Origin of the sequence: Pseudomonas sp. NY15354 (genome assembly GCF_048068075.1) — a bacterium.
GTDB lineage: Bacteria > Pseudomonadota > Gammaproteobacteria > Pseudomonadales > Pseudomonadaceae > Aquipseudomonas > Aquipseudomonas guariconensis_C.
This window is the reverse complement of sequence record NZ_JBLUPV010000002.1, coordinates 196,177-213,347: the sequence shown is the minus strand read 5'-3', so window position 1 is coordinate 213,347 and position 17,171 is coordinate 196,177. Positions and strand designations below refer to the sequence as shown.

Sequence of the window (17,171 nt, the reverse complement as noted above, 5' to 3'; positions counted from 1 at the left end):
CGTTTCAGCGCGCCCTGACATAGCTGCCCGGCGCCGGGGCCAGCGGTGGGTAGCTGGCGTTGCCAAGCTCGGTGCCGGGCGCCTTCAGGCGGCCCGAGCGCTGGCCGATCCACTCCAGCCACTGGGGCCACCAGCTGCCTTCGTGACGCGTGGCGTCATGCACCCATGCACGTGGGTCGCTGGACAGTTTGGGGTTCTCCAGGAAATGCGCCTTGGGGTTGCCAGGCGAATTGATGATGCTCTGGATATGGCCGCTGTTGGCCAGCACGAAGCGGCGTTTGCCTCCGAGCAGCAACGCCGAGCGGTACACCGCATCCCACGGGGTGATGTGATCGTTGTTGCCGGCAACGGTGAAGCTGTCCAGGGTGACCTGCGCCAGGTCGATTGGTGTGCCGCACACTTGCATGCCGTTCGGGTAGGTCAGCGGGTTGAGTTTGAAGAAGTCCAGCAGCTCACCATGGAATGCAGCGGGCAGTCGGGTGTTGTCGGCGTTCCAGTAGAGGATGTCGAAGGCCGGTGGTGTCCTGCCCAGCAGGTAATTGTTGATCCAGTAGTTCCAGATCAGGTCGTTGGGTCGCATCCAGGCGAAGATCCGCGCCACTTCGCCGCCATCGAGTACGCCACGCTGGTAGGAGCGGCGCTTGGAGGCCTCGATGGTCTGCTCGTCGGCGAACAGGCTCGCGGGGCTGTCGAACTGGCTGTCCAGCAAGCTGACCAGGTAGGTGGCGCTGCGTACCCGACGCAATTGGCCCTTGGCCTGCAAGTGGCCTTGCAGGGCGGCCATGGTCAGGCCACCGGCACAGGCCCCCATCAGATTGGGGTCGCGGCTGCCGCTGATGCTGCGGCAGGCGACGAGGGCCTCTTCCAGCGCCTCCACATAGCTCGACAGCCCCCACTCGCGGTGACGTGGGTCGGGATTGCGCCAACTGACCATGAACACCTGCAGGCCGTTCTTCAGCATGTACTGCACGAAGCTGTTGGTCGGCCCCAGGTCGAAGATGTAGTACTTGTTGATCTGCGGCGGAATGATCACCAGCGGCCGAGCGTACTGTTTTTCGCTCATCGGCTTGTACTGGATCAGCTCCAGCAGCTCGTTGCGAAACACCACCGCGCCCGGCGTGGCGGCGAGGTTCACGCCCACTTCGAAGGCGCGCTCGTCCACCTGGCGCGGCAGGCCGTCGTTATGACGCAGGTCGTCGAGCAGGTGCGCCACGCCGCGGGCCAGGCTCAGGCCGCCGGTATTGAAGATTTCCTTGACCGCCAGGGGGTTGAGCAGCGAGTTGCTCGGCGCCAGGGCGTCGTTGAGCAGGTTGAACAAAAAGTGCACTCGGGCGCGGTCATCATCGTCCAGCGCGCTTTCCTCGATCCACTGACGGGTCTGTTTTTGCCAGGCCAGGTAGGCCTGCAGTCCGCGCCGGTAGAAAGGATTCTGGCTCCAGGTCGGGTCGCTGAAGCGGCTATCGCGCGGGTGGGGCTGATGGGGGGCGTCGCCGAGCATCACCCGCGTCAACTGACCGCCCAGGGCCAGCAGGTGATGGGCGGTATGCAAGGGGTTGCGCAGGCCAAGGCGGCCGACATTGCGCAGCGTCGAGAACAGATCGCGCCCGCGCAGGCCGGTGATCGCGTTTTGTACATTGATGCTCGTGGCGGGGACCGGTGTCGTCCCTTTTACCGGTTTGTCTTTCATCCCACACTCCGTCGTAAGGCTTCATCCACGTTCGTTTCGCGTAACCATCACCACCGGTGGGGCCCGGTTCAGCCGCCAGGACCTGGGGCCGGGCGCGGGTGCATGACCGCGCGCTGACGCTCCTGCTGGAGGAATTTCATGATGATCGGCGCCACGGCTTCGGCCCGGGTAATCAGGAACAAATGCCCATCGTCGATGATGTGCAACTGTGCATTGGGGATACGCCAGGCCAGCAGGCGCATGTTGATCAGGGGGATCAGCGGATCATCATCGCCGGCCAACACCAAGGTCGGCTGCTGGAGCTTGTGCAGCCAATGGATGCTGGTCCAGCCGAGGCCGGCGAACAGTTGCCAGTAGTAGCCGGTCTTGCCGCCGGAGCGCACTTTGGCCGCATGGTGCAGTGCCAGGTCAGGGTCGCGGCGAAAACCACCGCCATAGATCAGCGGGGCGATGCGGATCACATGGGAGGGCTGCACATAGCGCCGGGGGCTGGCCATCATCATCAGCACCTTGGGCTTACCCGGCACCATGAAGGCGCCGGCGGCCGTCGCGGCCAGGATCAGTTTCTTGCAGCGCTCGGGGTAGTCGTGGGCGAATTGCTGGGCCAGGGCGCCGCCCCAAGAGACGCCGATCACATTGACCTGGCCATAGTCGAGGTAGTCGAGCATGCGCGCGGTCAGCTTGGCCAGGCCCGGGAAGCGGTAGGGGCGGCTGGGCGTGGACGAGCCGCCGACACCCGGCACATCGAAGGCGATGACCTCGATGTCCGGGTCCAGCGCCTCGATGAACGGGAACACCAGCTCAAGGTTGGCGCCGATGCCGTTGAAGATCAGCAAGGGCGTCAGGTGCGGCTTGCCAGGGCGGACCGCGGTGCGAATGGACTGGTTGTCCAGCTCGACTGTCCTGAATATGTAGGGTTGCGGCATGCGCGGAACTCTAGGTCAATAAAGCGCCATGGCGCCGGCGAGCGGCCATGGCGACAGGTCTCATCGTTCGTGGACGTACGTGCCCGGTGCCGCTTCGCCCGCGCTGTAGGCGCGGTTGCCCAGGCGGGGCGGCGCTTTTTTCAGTTCACCTGCGCGTTCGCCCAGCCAGGCTTGCCAGTGTAGCCACCAGGAGTCGGCGTGCTTGATCGCGTTCTCCTGCCAGGCCACCGGATCGTCCGGCCGGTCTTCACCGGTCATGAAGCGTGCCTTTGGGTTGCCGGGCGGGTTGAGGATGCTCTGGATATGCCCGCTGTTGGACAGCACGAACTCGATCTTGCCGCCGAACAGGTGCGCCGAGCGATAGCAGGACTGCCACGGGGTGATGTGGTCGGCGGTGCCGGCGACGCTGTAGATGTCGCAGTGGACCTTCTTGAGGTCGATGGCGGTGCCGGACACTTCCAGGGCGTCGGCGCGAGTCAGTGGGTTGTTCTTGAACATTTCGATCAGGTCGCCGTGGAAGGCGGCGGGCAGGCGCGTGGTGTCGTTGTTCCAGTACAGAATGTCGAAGATCGGCGGCTCGTTGCCGAGCAGGTAGTTGTTGACCCAGTAGTTCCAGATCAGGTCGTTCGGGCGCATCCACGCGAACACCTTGGCCATGTCGCTGCCTTCTAGCACGCCGGCCTGGTAGGAGTGGCGCTTGGCGGCTTCGAGGGTCTGCTCGTCGACGAACAGCGCGACCTGGGTGTCCATGGTGGTGTCCAGTACGCTGACCAGCAGGGTCAGGGCATTGACCTTGTTCTCGCCCAGCGCCGCGTAGTGGCCGACCAGTGCGGTGCAGGTGATGCCGCCGGAGCAGGCACCGAGCATGTTCAGATCCTTGCTGCCGGTGATCGACAGCACCGCGTCCACGGCTTCCTTGAGTGCATCGATGTAGGTCGAAAGACCCCATTCGCGTTGAGCTTTGGTGGGGTTGCGCCAGCTGATGATGAAGGTCTGCTGGTTCGAGCGCAGGCAATAGCGCGCCAGGCTCTTTTCCGGGCTCAGGTCGAAGACGTAGAACTTGTTGATCTGCGGCGGCACGATCAGCAGCGGACGGGCGTGCACCTGCTCGGTGATGGGGCTGTACTGGATCAGTTCCAGCACGTCGTTGCGGTACACCACGGCCCCTTCGCTGGTCCCCAGGTTCTTGCCCACCTCGAAGGCATCCATGTTCACCTGGCTGGGCATGCCGCCGTTGTTGACCAGATCCTTCGCCAGGTTGGACAGGCCATCGAGCAGGCTCTTGCCGCCGGTCTCGAAGAAGCGCTTGACCGCTGCCGGGTTGGCCAGGGTATTGGTCGGCGCCATGGCTTCGGTCATGAGGTTGAGGACGAACTGCCCGCGGCTGACATCCTGGGGGGAGAGGTCGCTGTTGCCGATCCAGTCCTGCAGCTCCTTGCGCCAGGCCAGGTAGGTCTGCAGATAGCGGCGATACAGCGGGTTCTGACTCCAGGCCGGGTCGTTGAAGCGACGGTCGTCGCCACTGGGCTGCAGGCTGGATTTGCCCAGCAGCACGTTCTTGAGTTCCAGGCCGAAGTGCGCCACATGCTTGACGCTGTGCAGCGGCTGGCGAACGGTCTGGCGCAGGACGGTGCGTGCCGACGTCAGCAGATCCTTGCGACGAATGCCGATGACCGGGTTCAGGCCCAAAGTGTTCTCCGAGGCCTGCCGCTGCAACTCATCGTTGTTCTTGTTACTCATCTACGACGCTCCGTTGTCCTGAGACGAGTACCGGTTGGCTGTGGCGGGTACACAGACGATTGCCCGGTACTGCTGCTCGGGTGACCAGTGATAAGAAACAGCGGTGCTGCGACCGGATGCGTCAGGCGATGAGCTGCGGGGTTTTCTGCGTGTGAAGACAGCCTGCTTTCGCTCGCGACCTCTACATACCGGCCCGACCCTGACCGCGCGTTTGGCGATGCAGGGAACTTGCCAGCTCCATTGGTTACCCGACTTTCATGTAATGCGCAAGACAGCTCGCGCATGAGCTGTCTGTAAGGCATTCAAACAGATGAGATTAGAAAACGCGCTCTAAAGCGTGGAAGTCTTGCACTAGAGCATGAGTTTGACGACGGATTCGGCCGGATCCCGGGATTTTCCGGCTTTGTGCAACTCATCGAGGTACTCGGCCCACAACTGCTCCTGGCGCAGGCACAGCTGCTCGAGGTATTCCCAGGTGAACAGACCGCTGTCGTGGCCGTCATCGAAGACCAGTTTCAGGGCGTATTGCCCGGCAGGCTCCAGGCCCGTCAGGCCGACGTTGATCTTGCCGAACTGCAGGATCGGATTGCCGTGACCCTGGACCTCGGCGGAGGGGGAGTGCACGCGCAGGAACTCGGCGGGCAGGTGATAGACCTCGCCGGGGGCGTAGGTGAGGCTGAGGGTCTTGGAGGCTTTGTGCAGGTTGATGGCGGTGGGCAGGCGGGCCATGGGGGAATCTCTCGGGAGCTGATAAGGCAAGCTTCCAGCTTCTTGTGGAGGGATTCAAGGGCCCATTCGCGGGTGAACCCGCTCCCACAAGGTCACTGCAATCCTTGTGGAGCGGGTTACCCGTGAAGAAGGCGACGCTGGGCTTACAGGATGTAGCGCGACAGGTCTTCGTTCTGCGCCAGCTCACCGAGGTGGCTGTTCACGTAGGACGCGTCGATGCGGATCGGCGCTTCGTCATGGGCGCTGGCCAGGTCGCCCGCGCTGAACGACACCTCTTCGAGCAGGCGCTCGAGCAGGGTGTGCAGGCGGCGTGCGCCGATGTTCTCGGTCTTCTCGTTGACCTGGTAGGCGATCTCGGCCAGGCGCTTGATGCCGTCGGCGGCGAACTCGATGTTCAGGCCTTCGGTCTTGAGCAGCTCACGGTACTGCTCGGTGAGCGAGGCGTGCGGCTCCTGCAGGATGCGCTCGAAGTCTTCCGGGGTCAGCGCCTTTAGCTCAACGCGGATCGGCAGACGGCCTTGCAGTTCAGGCACCAGATCGCTCGGCTTGCTCAGGTGGAACGCACCGGAGGCGATGAACAGGATGTGGTCGGTCTTGACCATGCCCAGCTTGGTGTTGACGGTGCAGCCTTCGATCAGCGGCAGCAGGTCACGCTGGACACCTTCGCGGGAGACATCGGCGCCGCCGACGTTGCCACGCTTGGCCACTTTGTCGATCTCGTCGATGAACACGATGCCGTGCTGCTCGACCGCTTCCAGCGCCTTGGCCTTGAGTTCTTCCTCGTTGACCAGGCGGCTGGCTTCCTCGTCACGGACCATCTTCAGCGCTTCCTTGACCTTGAGCTTGCGCGCCTTGCGCTTGCCCTTGCCCATGTTGGCGAACAGGCTTTGCAGCTGATTGGTCATTTCTTCCATGCCGGGCGGCGCGGCAATCTCGACGCCCATGGACTCGGCCACTTCGATCTCGATTTCCTTGTCGTCCAGCTGGCCTTCGCGCAGGCGCTTGCGGAACAGCTGGCGGGTATTGGAATCGCTGCTCGACTGCGAGGCTTCCTCGGCGAAGCTGCTGACCCGGGCCTGAGGCAGCAGGGCGTCGAGGATGCGGTCTTCGGCGGCGTCCTCGGCGCGGTGGCGCACGCGGATGATCTCTTGCTCGCGGAGCATCTTCAGTGCGGCATCGGCCAGGTCACGGATGATCGATTCGACGTCACGGCCAACGTAGCCCACTTCGGTGAACTTGGTGGCCTCGACTTTGAGGAACGGGGCGTTGGCCAGCTTGGCCAGGCGACGGGCGATTTCGGTCTTGCCCACGCCGGTGGGGCCGATCATCAGGATGTTCTTGGGAGTGACCTCGGCGCGCAGCTCGGCCGGCAGCTGCATGCGGCGCCAGCGGTTGCGCAGGGCGATGGCCACGGCGCGCTTGGCGTCGTCCTGGCCGATGATGTGGCGGTTGAGTTCGTGAACGATCTCGCGGGGGGTCATGGACATGATGAAAATGGTCCTTGATCAGAGTGGGTCAGCGTGGAAAAGCCCTGTCACCGGGACAGGGCGCCAGAACAGCTGATCACTCGGCCAGGTCCTGCTCCTCGATGGTCAGGTTGTGGTTGGTGAACACGCAGATGTCGCCGGCGATGTTCAGGGCGGTCTCGGCGATCTCGCGGGCCGAGAGGTCGGTCTTGTTGAGCAGGGCGCGGGCGGCGGCCTGGGCGTAGGCACCACCGGAACCCATGGCGATCAGGCCGTCTTCGGGCTCGACCACGTCACCGTTGCCGGTGATGATCAGGGAAGCGTCCTTGTTGGCCACGGCAAGCATGGCTTCCAGGCGGCTCAGGGAGCGGTCGGTACGCCACTCCTTGGCCAGTTCCACGGCGGCGCGGATCAGGTGGCCCTGGTGTTTTTCCAGCTGGCCTTCGAAACGCTCGAACAGGGTGAAGGCGTCGGCGGTGGCACCGGCGAAGCCGGCGATGACCTGGCCGTGGTACAGGCGACGGACTTTCTTCGCGTTGCCCTTCATCACGGTGTTGCCGAGGGAAACCTGGCCGTCGCCGCCCATGACGACTTTGCCGTGGCGGCGGACTGAAACGATGGTAGTCAAGGGGGAGTCTCCACGCAGCGGGGCGAAAATGCCTGTTGCAGACTCATATGGGGGTGGGGGGAAGGATTTCAACCGTGGGGGATGAGTGGTAGCGCTGGGGCAGGACCATTTGCCTTGCGCCATTCGCGGGTAAACCCGTTTCCACAGGGGTATCGAGGCCCCTGTGGAAACGGGTTTACCCGCGAAAAGGGCGATGCGGTCTGTCAGGCCTCGTGGCAGACGTGCCCGTCGACCAAGGTATAACGCACCGCGCCCGGCAGGCAGTGGCCGATGAACGGGCAGTTCTCGCCGCGTGAATACCATTGCTCGCCCGCCACGGTGGAGGCGTTCGGGTCGAACAGCACCAGGTCCGCCGCTGCGCCGACCTTCAGCTCGCCCGCCGGCAGACGCATGGCCGCAGCCGGGCCGCTGGAGAGGCGTGCCAGCAGGGTCGGCAGGTCGAGCAGGCCGTCTTCGACCAGGGTCATGGCCAATGGCAGCAGCAGTTCGACGCTGCTGATCCCAGGCTCGGTGGCGCCGAACGGTGCCAGCTTGGCGTCACGCTCGTGGGGCTGGTGGTGGCTGGAGATCGCCTGGATCACCCCCGACTTGACGGCCTCGCGCAGGCCGTCGCGGTCGGCGGCGGTGCGCAGCGGAGGCTGCACGTGATAGAGGCTGGAGAAGTCGCGCAGGGCCTCGTCGGTGAGGATCAGCTGGTACAGCGCCACATCGGCGGTGACCGGCAGGCCTAGCTGCTGGGCCTGGGCGATCAGCCGTGCGCCGCGGGCACTGGTGATCTGGCTGAAGTGCGCTCGCACGCCCGTCTGCTCGACCAGCAGCAGGTTGCGCGCCAGGGCCACGGTCTCGGCCGTCTCGGGGATGCCCGGCAAGCCGAGGAAGCTGGCCATCGGGCCTTCATGGGCCAGGCCGCCCTGGGCCAGGTCGCGGTCCTGGGAGTGGAAGACCACGGTCAGGTCGAAGGTGGCGGCATATTCCAGCGCGCGGGCCAGGGTGCGATTGTTGGGGATTTCCTTCAGGCCGTTGCCGAAGGCCACGCAGCCGGTGTCGCGCAGGGCGACCAGTTCGGCCAGTTGCTCGCCTTCCAGGCCCTTGGTCAGCGCGCCGATCGGGTAGACCTTGCTGTTGGCCGCTTCCCGGGCGCGGTCGAGGATCAGTTCGGCGACTGCCGAGGTGTCCAGCACCGGTTTGGTCTGCGGCGGGCAGCACAGGCTGGTGACGCCGCCGGCGACCGCGGCGCGGGTCTCGCTGGCGATGTTGCCTTTGCGGCTGTAGCCCGGCTCACGCAGGGAGACGCCGAGGTCGACCAGGCCCGGTGCTGCCACCAGACCATCGGCCTGGATCGTGCGGGTGGCGCTGAAGCCGGCAGGCGCTGCGCCGATGGCGGCGATGCGACCGCCATCGAGGTGCAGGTCGGTGATGGTATCCAGGCCGCTGGCAGGATCGATGACCCGGGCGCCGATAATGCTGATGGTCACTGGGCGTTCTCCTGGTCGAATTGACGTTGCGCGGTCTGGCCGCTCATGGCCATGGACAGCACGGCCATGCGCACGGCGATGCCGTAGGTGACCTGGTTGAGGATCACCGAGTGCTGGCCGTCAGCCACGGCCGATTCGATCTCCACGCCACGGTTGATCGGGCCGGGGTGCATGACGATGGCATCGGGCTTGGCACCGGCCAGACGTGCGGTGGTCAGGCCGAACAGGCGGTAGAACTCGCCCTCGCTGGGCAGCAGGCCGCCGGCCATGCGCTCGCGCTGCAGGCGCAGCATGATCACCACGTCGACGTCTTTGAGGCCTTGGGCCAGATCGGTGTAGACCTTCACTCCGTACTGCTCGATGCCCACCGGAATCAGGGTCTTGGGGCCGATCACGCGGATGTCCGGGCAACCGAGGGCCTTGAGCGCCAGCATGTCGGAGCGGGCCACGCGCGAGTGCAGGATGTCGCCGACGATGGCGACCGAGAGGTTCTCGAAGCTGCCCTTGTGACGACGAATGGTCAGCATGTCGAGCATGCCTTGGGTCGGGTGCGCATGGCGGCCGTCACCGCCATTGATCACGGCGACGTCGGGGCAGACATGTTCGGCGATGAAGTGCGCGGCGCCCGAGTCGGAATGGCGCACGACGAACATGTCGGCGGCCATGGCCTCGAGGTTGCGCAGGGTGTCGAACAGGGTCTCGCCCTTGCTGGTCGAGGAGGTCGACACATTCAGGCTGATCACGTCCGCCGACAGGCGCTGGGCGGCCAGTTCGAAGGTAGTGCGGGTGCGGGTGGAGTTTTCGAAGAACACGTTGCAGACGGTCTTGCCGCGCAGCAACGGGACTTTTTTCACAGCCCGGGCGCCAACTTCCAGGAAGGAGTCGGCGGTGTCGAGGATCTCGGTCAGCAGTTCGCGGGGCAAACCGTCGAGCGAGAGAAAGTGGCGCAGCTGGCCCTGGTCATTGAGCTGCAGCGGGCGCTTGGCGTCGAATGGCGTCATCGCGGGGGACTCTTAAAGGGCGGAAGCGGTGGCGAGGTCCTGGCGCTCGAGGGCGAGCGGTGCGGGTCCGGTCAATTTTACCCGTTCAGTGGGCGCCAGTTGCAAGGTGGCGCCGAGCACGTTCGGGCGGATCGGCAATTCGCCGGCGTCCAGGTCCAGGAGGCAGACCAGGGTGACGCTGGCCGGGCGGCCATAGTCGAACAGTTCGTTGAGCGCGGCGCGGATGGTGCGACCGCTCATCAGCACGTCGTCCACCAGCACCAGGTGCTGGCCTTCGATTTCGAAGGGCAGCTCGGAGGGGCGCACTTGTGGGTGCAGGCCGTTCTGGCTGAAGTCGTCGCGGTAGAAGGACACGTCCAGGGTGCCCAGCGGGCTGCTGTCGCCCAGCGCCTGCTGCAGGGCCTGCGCTACCCACACACCGCCTGTGCGGATGCCGATGAAACGTGGCTCGGTGATAGTGCGACGGGCCAGGTGGGCGCGAAGGTCGACGGCCATCTGCCGGATCAGATCGGCGGGATTGGGTAGGCTCATTGCGTGCTCCTCGGGAGGGGGCGCCGGGCTGGCCGGCGGCAAAGCGGATTTAAGTGTTGGCCTCCAGCCAGCCTTGCAGCAGCAGGGCGGCGGCAATGGCATCGACCGGGTTGTCGCGGTAGCTGCCATGGCGCGTGCCTCGGGCCATCTGCTCGCCCTTGGCCTCGAAGGTGGTCAAGCGTTCGTCATGGGTGTGCACGGGCAGGTTGTAGCGGCCATGCAGGCGACGGGCGAACTTCTCGGCGCGGGCGCTCATCTCGCTGGGCGTGCCGTCCATGTTCAGCGGCAGGCCGACGACGATGGCGTCGGGCTTCCATTCGGTAATGAGTTTTTCTACCTGGGCCCAGTCCGGCACACCGTTCTGGGCCTTGAGCGTGCACAGCTCGCGGGCCTGGCCGGTGACCACCTGGCCGACGGCCACGCCGATCTGTTTGCTGCCATAGTCGAAGCCCAGCAGCAGGCGTACCTCGGCCATCAGGCGTGGCCCGCCTGGCTGGTCAGCAGGCTGAGCTTGATCCCAAGGCTGGCGGCTGCTGCCTCCAGGCGCTGGTCGCTGGCCAGACCGAAGATGATTTCGGGGTCGAAGGGGCAGTTGAGCCAGGCGTTGTCGGCAAGCTCGGCCTCCAGTTGGCCCGCTTCCCACCCGGCGTAGCCCAGGGTGATCAGGCTTTGCTTGGGCCCCACGCCTTCGGCGATGGCGAACAGTACGTCCTGGGAAGTCGAGAGCGATAGCCCCTGCAGTTCGACCGTGGCCTGATAGCTGCAGTCGCTGCTGTGCAGCACGAAGCCGCGGTCGGTCTGCACCGGGCCACCCTGGTAGATCGGGACTTGCAGGGTACTGGCCGGTGGCTCCTCATCCGGGCGCAGCTGCTCCAGGATGTCGGCCAGGTTCAGCTCCTGCGGGCGGTTGATCACCAGGCCCATGGCGCCGTTGGCGTTGTGCTCGACGATGTAGGTGAGGGTCTGGGCAAAGTTCGGATCGACCATGTGCGGCATGGCGATCAGGAACTGATGCTTGAGGTAGCTCGGGCTGAGGGTTTTCATGAGTGATAGTGTGGCGTCAGGTGGCGAGACTGACAAGGTGCTCATCGAGGCTTGCGCGAACCCCTGTAGGCGCGGGTTCACCCGCGACTGTGTCCGGCAAGGCGACGTCATTGCTCGATCTAAAGCATTCGCGGGTAAACCCGCTCCTGCAAGGCTTTGCGTGGCAACGGCCAATGCGCTCGGCGCAGTCCGCTGCCCAGGCCGCCGATCAGTTGCTGGACAGGCGGTCGCCCCGGGCAAAGCGCCAGGTGCGGATGATTTCCAGGCGGTCGAACTCGGCCAGGTCGCCCGTGAACGGCGCGAATGGCGCAGCCAGGCGGACGATGCGCTGGGCTGCCTGGTCGAGCACCGGCTGGCCTGAGGATTCGAGCACCAGCACTTCATACAGCGAGCCGTCGCGGTTGATCGAGACCATCATGCGCAAGTTGCCGTAGATCTGCTGGCGACGTGCTTCTTCCGGGTAGTTGAGGTTGCCCACTCGCTCGACTTTCTTGCGCCACTCTTCCTTGTACCAGGCACCTTTGTCGCGCATGGTCGAGGCCGCGTTCAGGCGATGGATGCGCGGGCGCTTGGCATACAGCTGCTGTTCGTTGGACAGCTCCGCCTCGAGGCTGGCGATCTGGCTGGAGAGCTGCGAGCTGTCGAAGTCTGGCGTGGCTGCCTGAGGCTTGGGCTGCGCTTTGCTTTCCTTGGGTTTGGGCTCGACCTTCTGCACCTTCGGTGCCTTGGTGGCCACTGCGGATTTCTGCGGGGCGGGCGGGGTTTCCTGGCGAGCGGCCGGGGGCGGGGTGATCTTGTTGATCTTGCTGTCCTGGAACGGCGCGACCTCGGTGGTCTTGGGCACGGCTTTCTTTTCCAGGGTGCCACTGCCTTGCTGGTTGTCCTGGGCCTGGAAATCCGCCTTCTCGGGCGGTTTCTCGCTTTTGAAGGTGGCCAGGGTGATGTCCATGGTGTGGCGGATTTCACTGGGCTTGCTGATGGAGAAGCCCACGCCGAGGATCAGCGCCAGGTGCACCAAGGCAGCCAGGAACAGGGTGAAGCCGAGCCGGTCCACCGGGCGGACGCGGGGTGGCAGCAGGTCGGCGGGGATGTCGGCGGGCAGCGTCATCAGGTATCCAAAGGCAGCTTCGAGTCACAAGCTGCAAGCTTCAAGTAAAAGCGGCTCGGTGCAGGCCTGCACGTACTTGCAGCTTACAGCTTGCGGCTGCGCATCATACCCCACTGCGCGGCGTTGCCACGTGTCCTCGGTCAGCGCGCCTTGAGCTTGCGATCAATGGCGTCCATCAACTGGGCGCCGATGTGGGTGTCGTAGGCGGCATCGATCTCGCGGATGCAGGTCGGGCTGGTGACGTTGATCTCGGTCAGGTAGTCGCCGATCACGTCCAGGCCGACGAACAGCAGCCCCTTCTCGCGCAGCGTCGGGCCAACCTGGGCGGCGATCCAGCGGTCGCGCTCGGTCAGTGGGCGGGCTTCGCCACGGCCGCCGGCGGCCAGGTTGCCGCGGGTCTCGCCGCTGGCCGGAATGCGCGCCAGGCAGTAGGGCACCGGCTCGCCGTCGATCATCAGGATGCGTTTGTCGCCGTCCTTGATTTCCGGCAGGTACTCCTGGGCCATGATCTGCTGGGTGCCGTGCTGAGTGAGGGTCTCGAGGATCACTGACAGGTTGGGGTCGTCCTTGCGGTGGCGGAACACCGAGGCGCCGCCCATGCCGTCCAGCGGCTTGAGAATCACGTCGCCACGGCTGTTGGCGAACTCGCGCAGGATGTCCACGCGGCGGCTGACCAGCGTAGGCGCCATGCACTGCGGGAACTGGGTGGCGAACAGCTTCTCGTTGCAATCGCGCAGGCTTTGCGGGCGGTTGACCACCAGCACGCCTTCACGCTCTGCCTGCTCCAGCAGGTAGGTGCTGTAGACGAATTCCATGTCGAAGGGCGGATCCTTGCGCATCAGGATCACATCCAGCTCGCTCAGGGCGCTGTCCTGCTCCTCGCCCAGCTCGAACCAGCGGGCCGGATCGGCGAACACCTTCAGCGGGCGCATCTGGGCCCGGGCCTGGCCTGCGCCCAGGTAGAGGTCGCGCTGCTCCATGTAGAACAGGCTCCAGCCACGTTCCTGGGCCGCCAGCAGCATGGCCAGCGAGCTGTCCTTTTTGTAGGAGATGGACGCGATGGGGTCCATGACAATCCCGAGGCGAACGCTCATGGGGTGATTCCTCTTGGCGGCGCGGGGCCGCGGTGATTCGAAAGAAAAGTGGCTCAGGGTGGCGCCGGGAGCGCCGATGGTCAAGGGGTTCGGCGGATGGAATGCCCTCCCGGAGTGTGCTAAAAATGCCGGACAAGCGGCTTGTGGGGCTGCGCACCGGCGCGGGAACTGCTGTGCAGTCCATCGCAGGCTCTGCCAGCTCTCACGCCTGGAATGCAAACCCTGTGGGCGCGGGCCAGGCCTGCGACGCGGCCCCTGGATTTCCGCCCCAGCAGCGATGGTAGCGCAACTATGGAACAACCCCTGAAGGTGATGGTGATCGACGATTCGCGCACGATCCGCCGCACCGCGCAGATGTTGCTCGGCGAGGCCGGCTGCGAGGTGATCACCGCCAGTGATGGTTTCGATGCCCTGGCCAAGATCGTCGACCACAAGCCCCAGGTCATCTTCGTCGATGTGCTGATGCCTCGCCTGGACGGTTACCAGACCTGCGCGGTGATCAAGCAGAACAGCGCCTTCAAGGACACCCCGGTCATCCTGCTGTCCTCGCGCGATGGCCTGTTCGACAAGGCCCGAGGCCGGGTGGTCGGCTCCGACCAGTTCCTGACCAAACCATTCAGCAAGGAAGAACTGCTCGATGCGATCAGGGCCCATGTGCCCGGTTTCGTCGCGCAAGAACAACACGCACCCTGACCCCGCCCACCCTGGCGGCGTCTTCTTTTCCTTTCATGGGGAAACAGCATGGCCCGAGTTTTGATCGTCGACGATTCGCCGACAGAGATGTACAGACTGACCGCCTGGCTGGAGAAGCATGGCCACCAGGTGCTCAAGGCCGACAACGGCGCCGATGGCGTGGCCCTGGCCCGTCAGGAAAAGCCCGACGCAGTGCTGATGGATATCGTCATGCCTGGCATGAATGGCTTCCAGGCCACCCGCCAGTTGAGCAAGGACCCTGAGACTCGTGCCATTCCGGTGATCGTGGTCACCACCAAGGACCAGGAGACCGACCGGGTCTGGGCCACGCGCCAGGGCGCGCGGGACTTCCTGACCAAGCCTGTGGAAGAGGCGGCCCTGATCAGCAAGCTCAAAGAAGTGCTCGGGGCTTGACCACCCGCCCCCATGGCGCGTCGCTGACCGCCTTCGAGCTGTTGCTGGACATCGACCGGCGCTGTCGCCTGTTGGTGGCCGACCAGCCCCTGCAGGACACCCGTGTGCAGCAGTGGAGCGGCATTGGGTTTCGTATTGCCGGGCAGTGGTTCGTGGCCCCCATGGGCGAAGTCGCCGAGGTTCTGCATGAGCCGCGCAGTAGCCGGGTCCCGGGTGTGCAGCCCTGGGTCTGTGGTGTGGCCAACCTGCGGGGTCGACTGCTGCCGGTGATGGACCTGAGCGCCTTCTTTGGCCTGGGTCCGGCCGTGGCGGGCAAGCAACGTCGGGTGCTGGTGCTGGATCACGAGGAGCTGTTCGCCGGCCTCTTGGTGGACGAAGTCCTGGGTCTTCAGCACTTCGCACTGAGCAGCCTGGAGCTGTCGCCGCCGCAGCCCTTGCTGCGTGCCGCGGCGCCCTTCGTCCAGGGCCATTTCCCCCGTGAACGCAACTGGGCGATCTTCAGCCCGTTCGCCCTGGCCCAGGCGCCGGGCTTTCTCGACGTGGCGTTGTAGAGGATCCTTCGACCGTGAACAAACCCGCCACTCCCGTCGCACCGGTTGCCGAGAGTCAGCGCAGCCGCAGTATCGCGCAGATCACCGCGCTGTTTCTGGTGCTGATCCTGGCGATCATCCTGCTGTTCGCCAACTTCGCTTACCTCAATACCCAGTCCAACTACGACAAGCAGTACATCGGCCATGCCGGCGAGTTGCGCGTGCTGTCCCAGCGCATCGCCAAGAACGCCACCGAAGCGGCGGCCGGCAAGGCACTGGCGTTCAAGCTGCTGTCCGATGCGCGCAATGACTTCGAGCGTCGCTGGCGCTACCTGCGCGAGGGCGACAAAGCCACCGGGCTGCCGCCTGCACCGCTGACCGTGCGGGACGAGATGGACGCGGTCCGCCAGGACTGGGACAACCTGCGCAAGAACACCGACACCATCCTGGCCAGCGAGCAGACCGTGCTGTCGCTGCACCAGGTGGCGGCGACGCTGGCCGAGACCGTGCCGCAGTTGCAGGTCGAATACGAAAAAGTCGTGGAGATCCTCCTGCAGAGCGGGGCGCCGGCGAGCCAGGTGGCGGTAGCCCAGCGCCAGTTGCTGTTGGCCGAGCGCATCCTCGGCTCGGTCAATACCGTGCTGGCCGGCGACGACACCTCGGTGCAGGCCGCCGACGCCTTTGGCCGCGATGCCAGCCGCTTTGGGCAGGTTCTCGAAGGCATGCTCGGCGGCAACCCGGCGATTCACGTGACCAAGGTCGAGGACGCCGATGCCCGCGCCCGCCTGGCCGAGATCGCCGAGTTGTTCCAGTTTGTCTCAGGCTCGGTGGACGAAATCCTTGAAACGTCGCCCGAGCTGCTGCGCGTGCGCGAGGCGGCCGGCAATATCTTCAGCCTCTCGCAAACCTTGCTCGATGAAGCCTCGCACCTGGCCAACAGTTTCGAGAACCTGGCCAGCGGTCGCACCCTGGCGACCATCGGCGGTTACCTGCTGGGCTTGGTGGCGCTGGCCTCGATCATCCTCATAGGCCTTGTGATGGTGCGCGCCACTCACCGCCAACTGCGCGAGACCGCCGAGAAGAACGAGCGCAACCAGCAGGCGATCATGCGTCTGTTGGACGAGATCGAGGAGCTGGCCGACGGGGACCTCACGGTCACCGTGTCGGTCACCGAGGACTTCACCGGCGCCATCGCCGATTCGATCAACTATTCGGTCGACCAGTTGCGCGATCTGGTGGCCACCATCAACCACAGCGCCGAGCAAGTCGCCGCCGCCGTGCAGGACACCCAGAACACCGCACGCCAGCTGGCCAAGGCCTCCGAACATCAGGCCGAGCAGATCAGCGAGGCGTCCCTGGCGGTGGGCGACATGGTCGAGTCGATCGACCGGGTGTCGTCCCACGCCTACGAGTCGGCCAAGGTCGCCGAGCGTTCGGTCGCCATCGCCAACAAGGGCAACGAGGTGGTGCACAACACCATCCACGGCATGGACAACATCCGCGAGCAGATCCAGGACACCGCCAAGCGGATCAAGCGCTTGGGAGAGTCTTCCCAGGAGATCGGCGATATCGTCAGCCTGATCGACGACATTGCTGATCAGACCAACATCCTCGCACTCAATGCCGCGATCCAGGCCTCCCTCGCCGGCGAGGCGGGGCGCGGGTTTGCCGTGGTCGCCGACGAGGTGCAGCGCCTGGCCGAACGCTCCTCGTCGGCCACCCGACAGATCGAGGCACTGGTGCGGACCATTCAGGTCGATACCAACGAGGCGGTGATCTCCATGGAGCAGACCACCGCCGAAGTGGTGCGCGGTGCGCGCCTGGCCCAGGACGCCGGGGTGGCCCTGGCCGAGATCGAAGGGGTGTCGCAGACCCTCGCCGAGCTGATCCACAGCATTTCCGATGCGGCCCAGTTGCAGACCTCCTCGGCCGGGCAGATCTCCCACACCATGGCGGTGATCCAGCAAATCACTTCCCAGACCTCGGCCGGCTCCAGCGCCACCGCCGACAGTATCCGCCACCTGGCGCGCATGGCCAGCGAGATGCGTCGCTCGGTGTCCGGGTTCACCCTGCCGGCACCCGCCGAGCGGCGTTGAGGAGCGACT

General features: G+C 65.0%; 17 protein-coding genes. 4 read left to right on the top strand and 13 right to left on the bottom strand.

Annotated elements, in window-relative coordinates:
* Positions 1 to 4 precede the first annotated feature (4 nt).
* The 13 genes from phaC (ACNFCH_RS02860) to gshB all read right to left on the bottom strand — a co-directional run bounded on the left by phaC (ACNFCH_RS02860) (position 5) and on the right by gshB (position 13,429).
* Positions 5 to 1,687 (bottom strand): class II poly(R)-hydroxyalkanoic acid synthase, encoded by a 1,683-nt coding sequence (gene phaC / locus ACNFCH_RS02860; protein ID WP_416742202.1) that lies wholly within the window; start codon positions 1,685 to 1,687, stop codon positions 5 to 7.
* A 68-nt stretch (positions 1,688 to 1,755) separates the two neighbouring features.
* On the bottom strand, positions 1,756 to 2,613 hold the full coding sequence (gene phaZ / locus ACNFCH_RS02855) for a poly(3-hydroxyalkanoate) depolymerase (protein WP_043207169.1): 858 nt from the start codon (positions 2,611 to 2,613) through the stop codon (positions 1,756 to 1,758).
* A gap of 60 nt (positions 2,614 to 2,673) precedes the next feature.
* Positions 2,674 to 4,353: a class II poly(R)-hydroxyalkanoic acid synthase gene (gene phaC, locus ACNFCH_RS02850; RefSeq protein WP_337156790.1), complete on the bottom strand. Its 1,680-nt coding sequence runs from the start codon at positions 4,351 to 4,353 to the stop codon at positions 2,674 to 2,676.
* 351 nt (positions 4,354 to 4,704) lie between these two features.
* Entirely contained in the window at positions 4,705 to 5,082 is a 378-nt protein-coding gene (locus ACNFCH_RS02845) for a gamma-butyrobetaine hydroxylase-like domain-containing protein (RefSeq protein WP_070090577.1), read from the bottom strand.
* A gap of 143 nt (positions 5,083 to 5,225) precedes the next feature.
* Entirely contained in the window at positions 5,226 to 6,569 is a 1,344-nt protein-coding gene (gene hslU / locus ACNFCH_RS02840; protein WP_043207178.1) for an ATP-dependent protease ATPase subunit HslU, read from the bottom strand.
* Positions 6,570 to 6,645: 76 nt separating this feature from the next.
* Positions 6,646 to 7,176 carry an ATP-dependent protease subunit HslV gene (gene hslV / locus ACNFCH_RS02835; RefSeq protein WP_043207181.1) on the bottom strand — a complete coding sequence of 177 codons (531 nt, stop codon included), beginning with the start codon at positions 7,174 to 7,176 and terminating at the stop codon, positions 6,646 to 6,648.
* Between the two features lie 203 nt (positions 7,177 to 7,379).
* Positions 7,380 to 8,651, bottom strand: coding sequence for a dihydroorotase (locus ACNFCH_RS02830; protein WP_337156789.1), 1,272 nt, complete (start codon positions 8,649 to 8,651; stop codon positions 7,380 to 7,382).
* A complete protein-coding gene (locus tag ACNFCH_RS02825) occupies positions 8,648 to 9,652 on the bottom strand; it encodes an aspartate carbamoyltransferase catalytic subunit (protein ID WP_337156788.1) in 1,005 nt (334 codons plus the stop codon). The genes ACNFCH_RS02830 and ACNFCH_RS02825 overlap by 4 nt, the downstream gene beginning before the upstream one ends.
* Positions 9,653 to 9,664: 12 nt before the next feature.
* Entirely contained in the window at positions 9,665 to 10,183 is a 519-nt protein-coding gene (gene pyrR, locus ACNFCH_RS02820; RefSeq protein WP_070090573.1) for a bifunctional pyr operon transcriptional regulator/uracil phosphoribosyltransferase PyrR, read from the bottom strand.
* A 49-nt stretch (positions 10,184 to 10,232) separates the two neighbouring features.
* On the bottom strand, positions 10,233 to 10,658 hold the full coding sequence (gene ruvX / locus ACNFCH_RS02815; protein WP_070090572.1) for a Holliday junction resolvase RuvX: 426 nt from the start codon (positions 10,656 to 10,658) through the stop codon (positions 10,233 to 10,235).
* Positions 10,658 to 11,227 (bottom strand): YqgE/AlgH family protein, encoded by a 570-nt coding sequence (locus ACNFCH_RS02810; protein ID WP_070090571.1) that lies wholly within the window; start codon positions 11,225 to 11,227, stop codon positions 10,658 to 10,660. Before ACNFCH_RS02810 ends, ruvX begins: the two co-directional genes overlap by 1 nt.
* Positions 11,228 to 11,435: 208 nt before the next feature.
* The gene (locus ACNFCH_RS02805; RefSeq protein WP_337156786.1) at positions 11,436 to 12,335 is read right to left on the bottom strand and encodes an energy transducer TonB; all 900 of its coding nucleotides are present in this window, start codon (positions 12,333 to 12,335) and stop codon (positions 11,436 to 11,438) included.
* Between the two features lie 140 nt (positions 12,336 to 12,475).
* Positions 12,476 to 13,429 (bottom strand): glutathione synthase, encoded by a 954-nt coding sequence (gene gshB, locus ACNFCH_RS02800; RefSeq protein ID WP_337156785.1) that lies wholly within the window; start codon positions 13,427 to 13,429, stop codon positions 12,476 to 12,478.
* Positions 13,430 to 13,720: 291 nt separating this feature from the next.
* Between gshB and ACNFCH_RS02795 the strand changes: the two genes are divergently transcribed.
* The 4 genes from ACNFCH_RS02795 to ACNFCH_RS02780 all read left to right on the top strand — a co-directional run bounded on the left by ACNFCH_RS02795 (position 13,721) and on the right by ACNFCH_RS02780 (position 17,162).
* Positions 13,721 to 14,122 carry a response regulator gene (locus ACNFCH_RS02795; RefSeq protein WP_070090568.1) on the top strand — a complete coding sequence of 134 codons (402 nt, stop codon included), beginning with the start codon at positions 13,721 to 13,723 and terminating at the stop codon, positions 14,120 to 14,122.
* A 48-nt stretch (positions 14,123 to 14,170) separates the two neighbouring features.
* On the top strand, positions 14,171 to 14,536 hold the full coding sequence (gene pilH / locus ACNFCH_RS02790; RefSeq protein WP_043207202.1) for a twitching motility response regulator PilH: 366 nt from the start codon (positions 14,171 to 14,173) through the stop codon (positions 14,534 to 14,536).
* Positions 14,533 to 15,087: a chemotaxis protein CheW gene (locus ACNFCH_RS02785; protein WP_070090566.1), complete on the top strand. Its 555-nt coding sequence runs from the start codon at positions 14,533 to 14,535 to the stop codon at positions 15,085 to 15,087. Before pilH ends, ACNFCH_RS02785 begins: the two co-directional genes overlap by 4 nt.
* A 71-nt stretch (positions 15,088 to 15,158) precedes the next feature.
* A complete protein-coding gene (locus ACNFCH_RS02780; RefSeq protein ID WP_337156974.1) occupies positions 15,159 to 17,162 on the top strand; it encodes a methyl-accepting chemotaxis protein in 2,004 nt (667 codons plus the stop codon).
* Positions 17,163 to 17,171: the final 9 nt, after the last annotated feature.

What these genes read in the sequence shown, in the direction of transcription:
- phaC (WP_416742202.1), bottom strand. Translation starts at nt 1,687, where the DNA reads ATGAAAGACAAACCGGTAAAAGGGACGACACCGGTCCCCGCCACGAGC.
- phaZ (WP_043207169.1), bottom strand. Translation starts at nt 2,613, where the DNA reads ATGCCGCAACCCTACATATTCAGGACAGTCGAGCTGGACAACCAGTCC.
- phaC (WP_337156790.1), bottom strand. Translation starts at nt 4,353, where the DNA reads ATGAGTAACAAGAACAACGATGAGTTGCAGCGGCAGGCCTCGGAGAAC.
- ACNFCH_RS02845 (WP_070090577.1), bottom strand. Translation starts at nt 5,082, where the DNA reads ATGGCCCGCCTGCCCACCGCCATCAACCTGCACAAAGCCTCCAAGACC.
- hslU (WP_043207178.1), bottom strand. Translation starts at nt 6,569, where the DNA reads ATGTCCATGACCCCCCGCGAGATCGTTCACGAACTCAACCGCCACATC.
- ACNFCH_RS02825 (WP_337156788.1), bottom strand. Translation starts at nt 9,652, where the DNA reads ATGACGCCATTCGACGCCAAGCGCCCGCTGCAGCTCAATGACCAGGGC.
- pyrR (WP_070090573.1), bottom strand. Translation starts at nt 10,183, where the DNA reads ATGAGCCTACCCAATCCCGCCGATCTGATCCGGCAGATGGCCGTCGAC.
- ruvX (WP_070090572.1), bottom strand. Translation starts at nt 10,658, where the DNA reads ATGGCCGAGGTACGCCTGCTGCTGGGCTTCGACTATGGCAGCAAACAG.
- ACNFCH_RS02810 (WP_070090571.1), bottom strand. Translation starts at nt 11,227, where the DNA reads ATGAAAACCCTCAGCCCGAGCTACCTCAAGCATCAGTTCCTGATCGCC.
- ACNFCH_RS02805 (WP_337156786.1), bottom strand. Translation starts at nt 12,335, where the DNA reads ATGACGCTGCCCGCCGACATCCCCGCCGACCTGCTGCCACCCCGCGTC.
- gshB (WP_337156785.1), bottom strand. Translation starts at nt 13,429, where the DNA reads ATGAGCGTTCGCCTCGGGATTGTCATGGACCCCATCGCGTCCATCTCC.
- ACNFCH_RS02795 (WP_070090568.1), top strand. Translation starts at nt 13,721, where the DNA reads ATGGAACAACCCCTGAAGGTGATGGTGATCGACGATTCGCGCACGATC.
- pilH (WP_043207202.1), top strand. Translation starts at nt 14,171, where the DNA reads ATGGCCCGAGTTTTGATCGTCGACGATTCGCCGACAGAGATGTACAGA.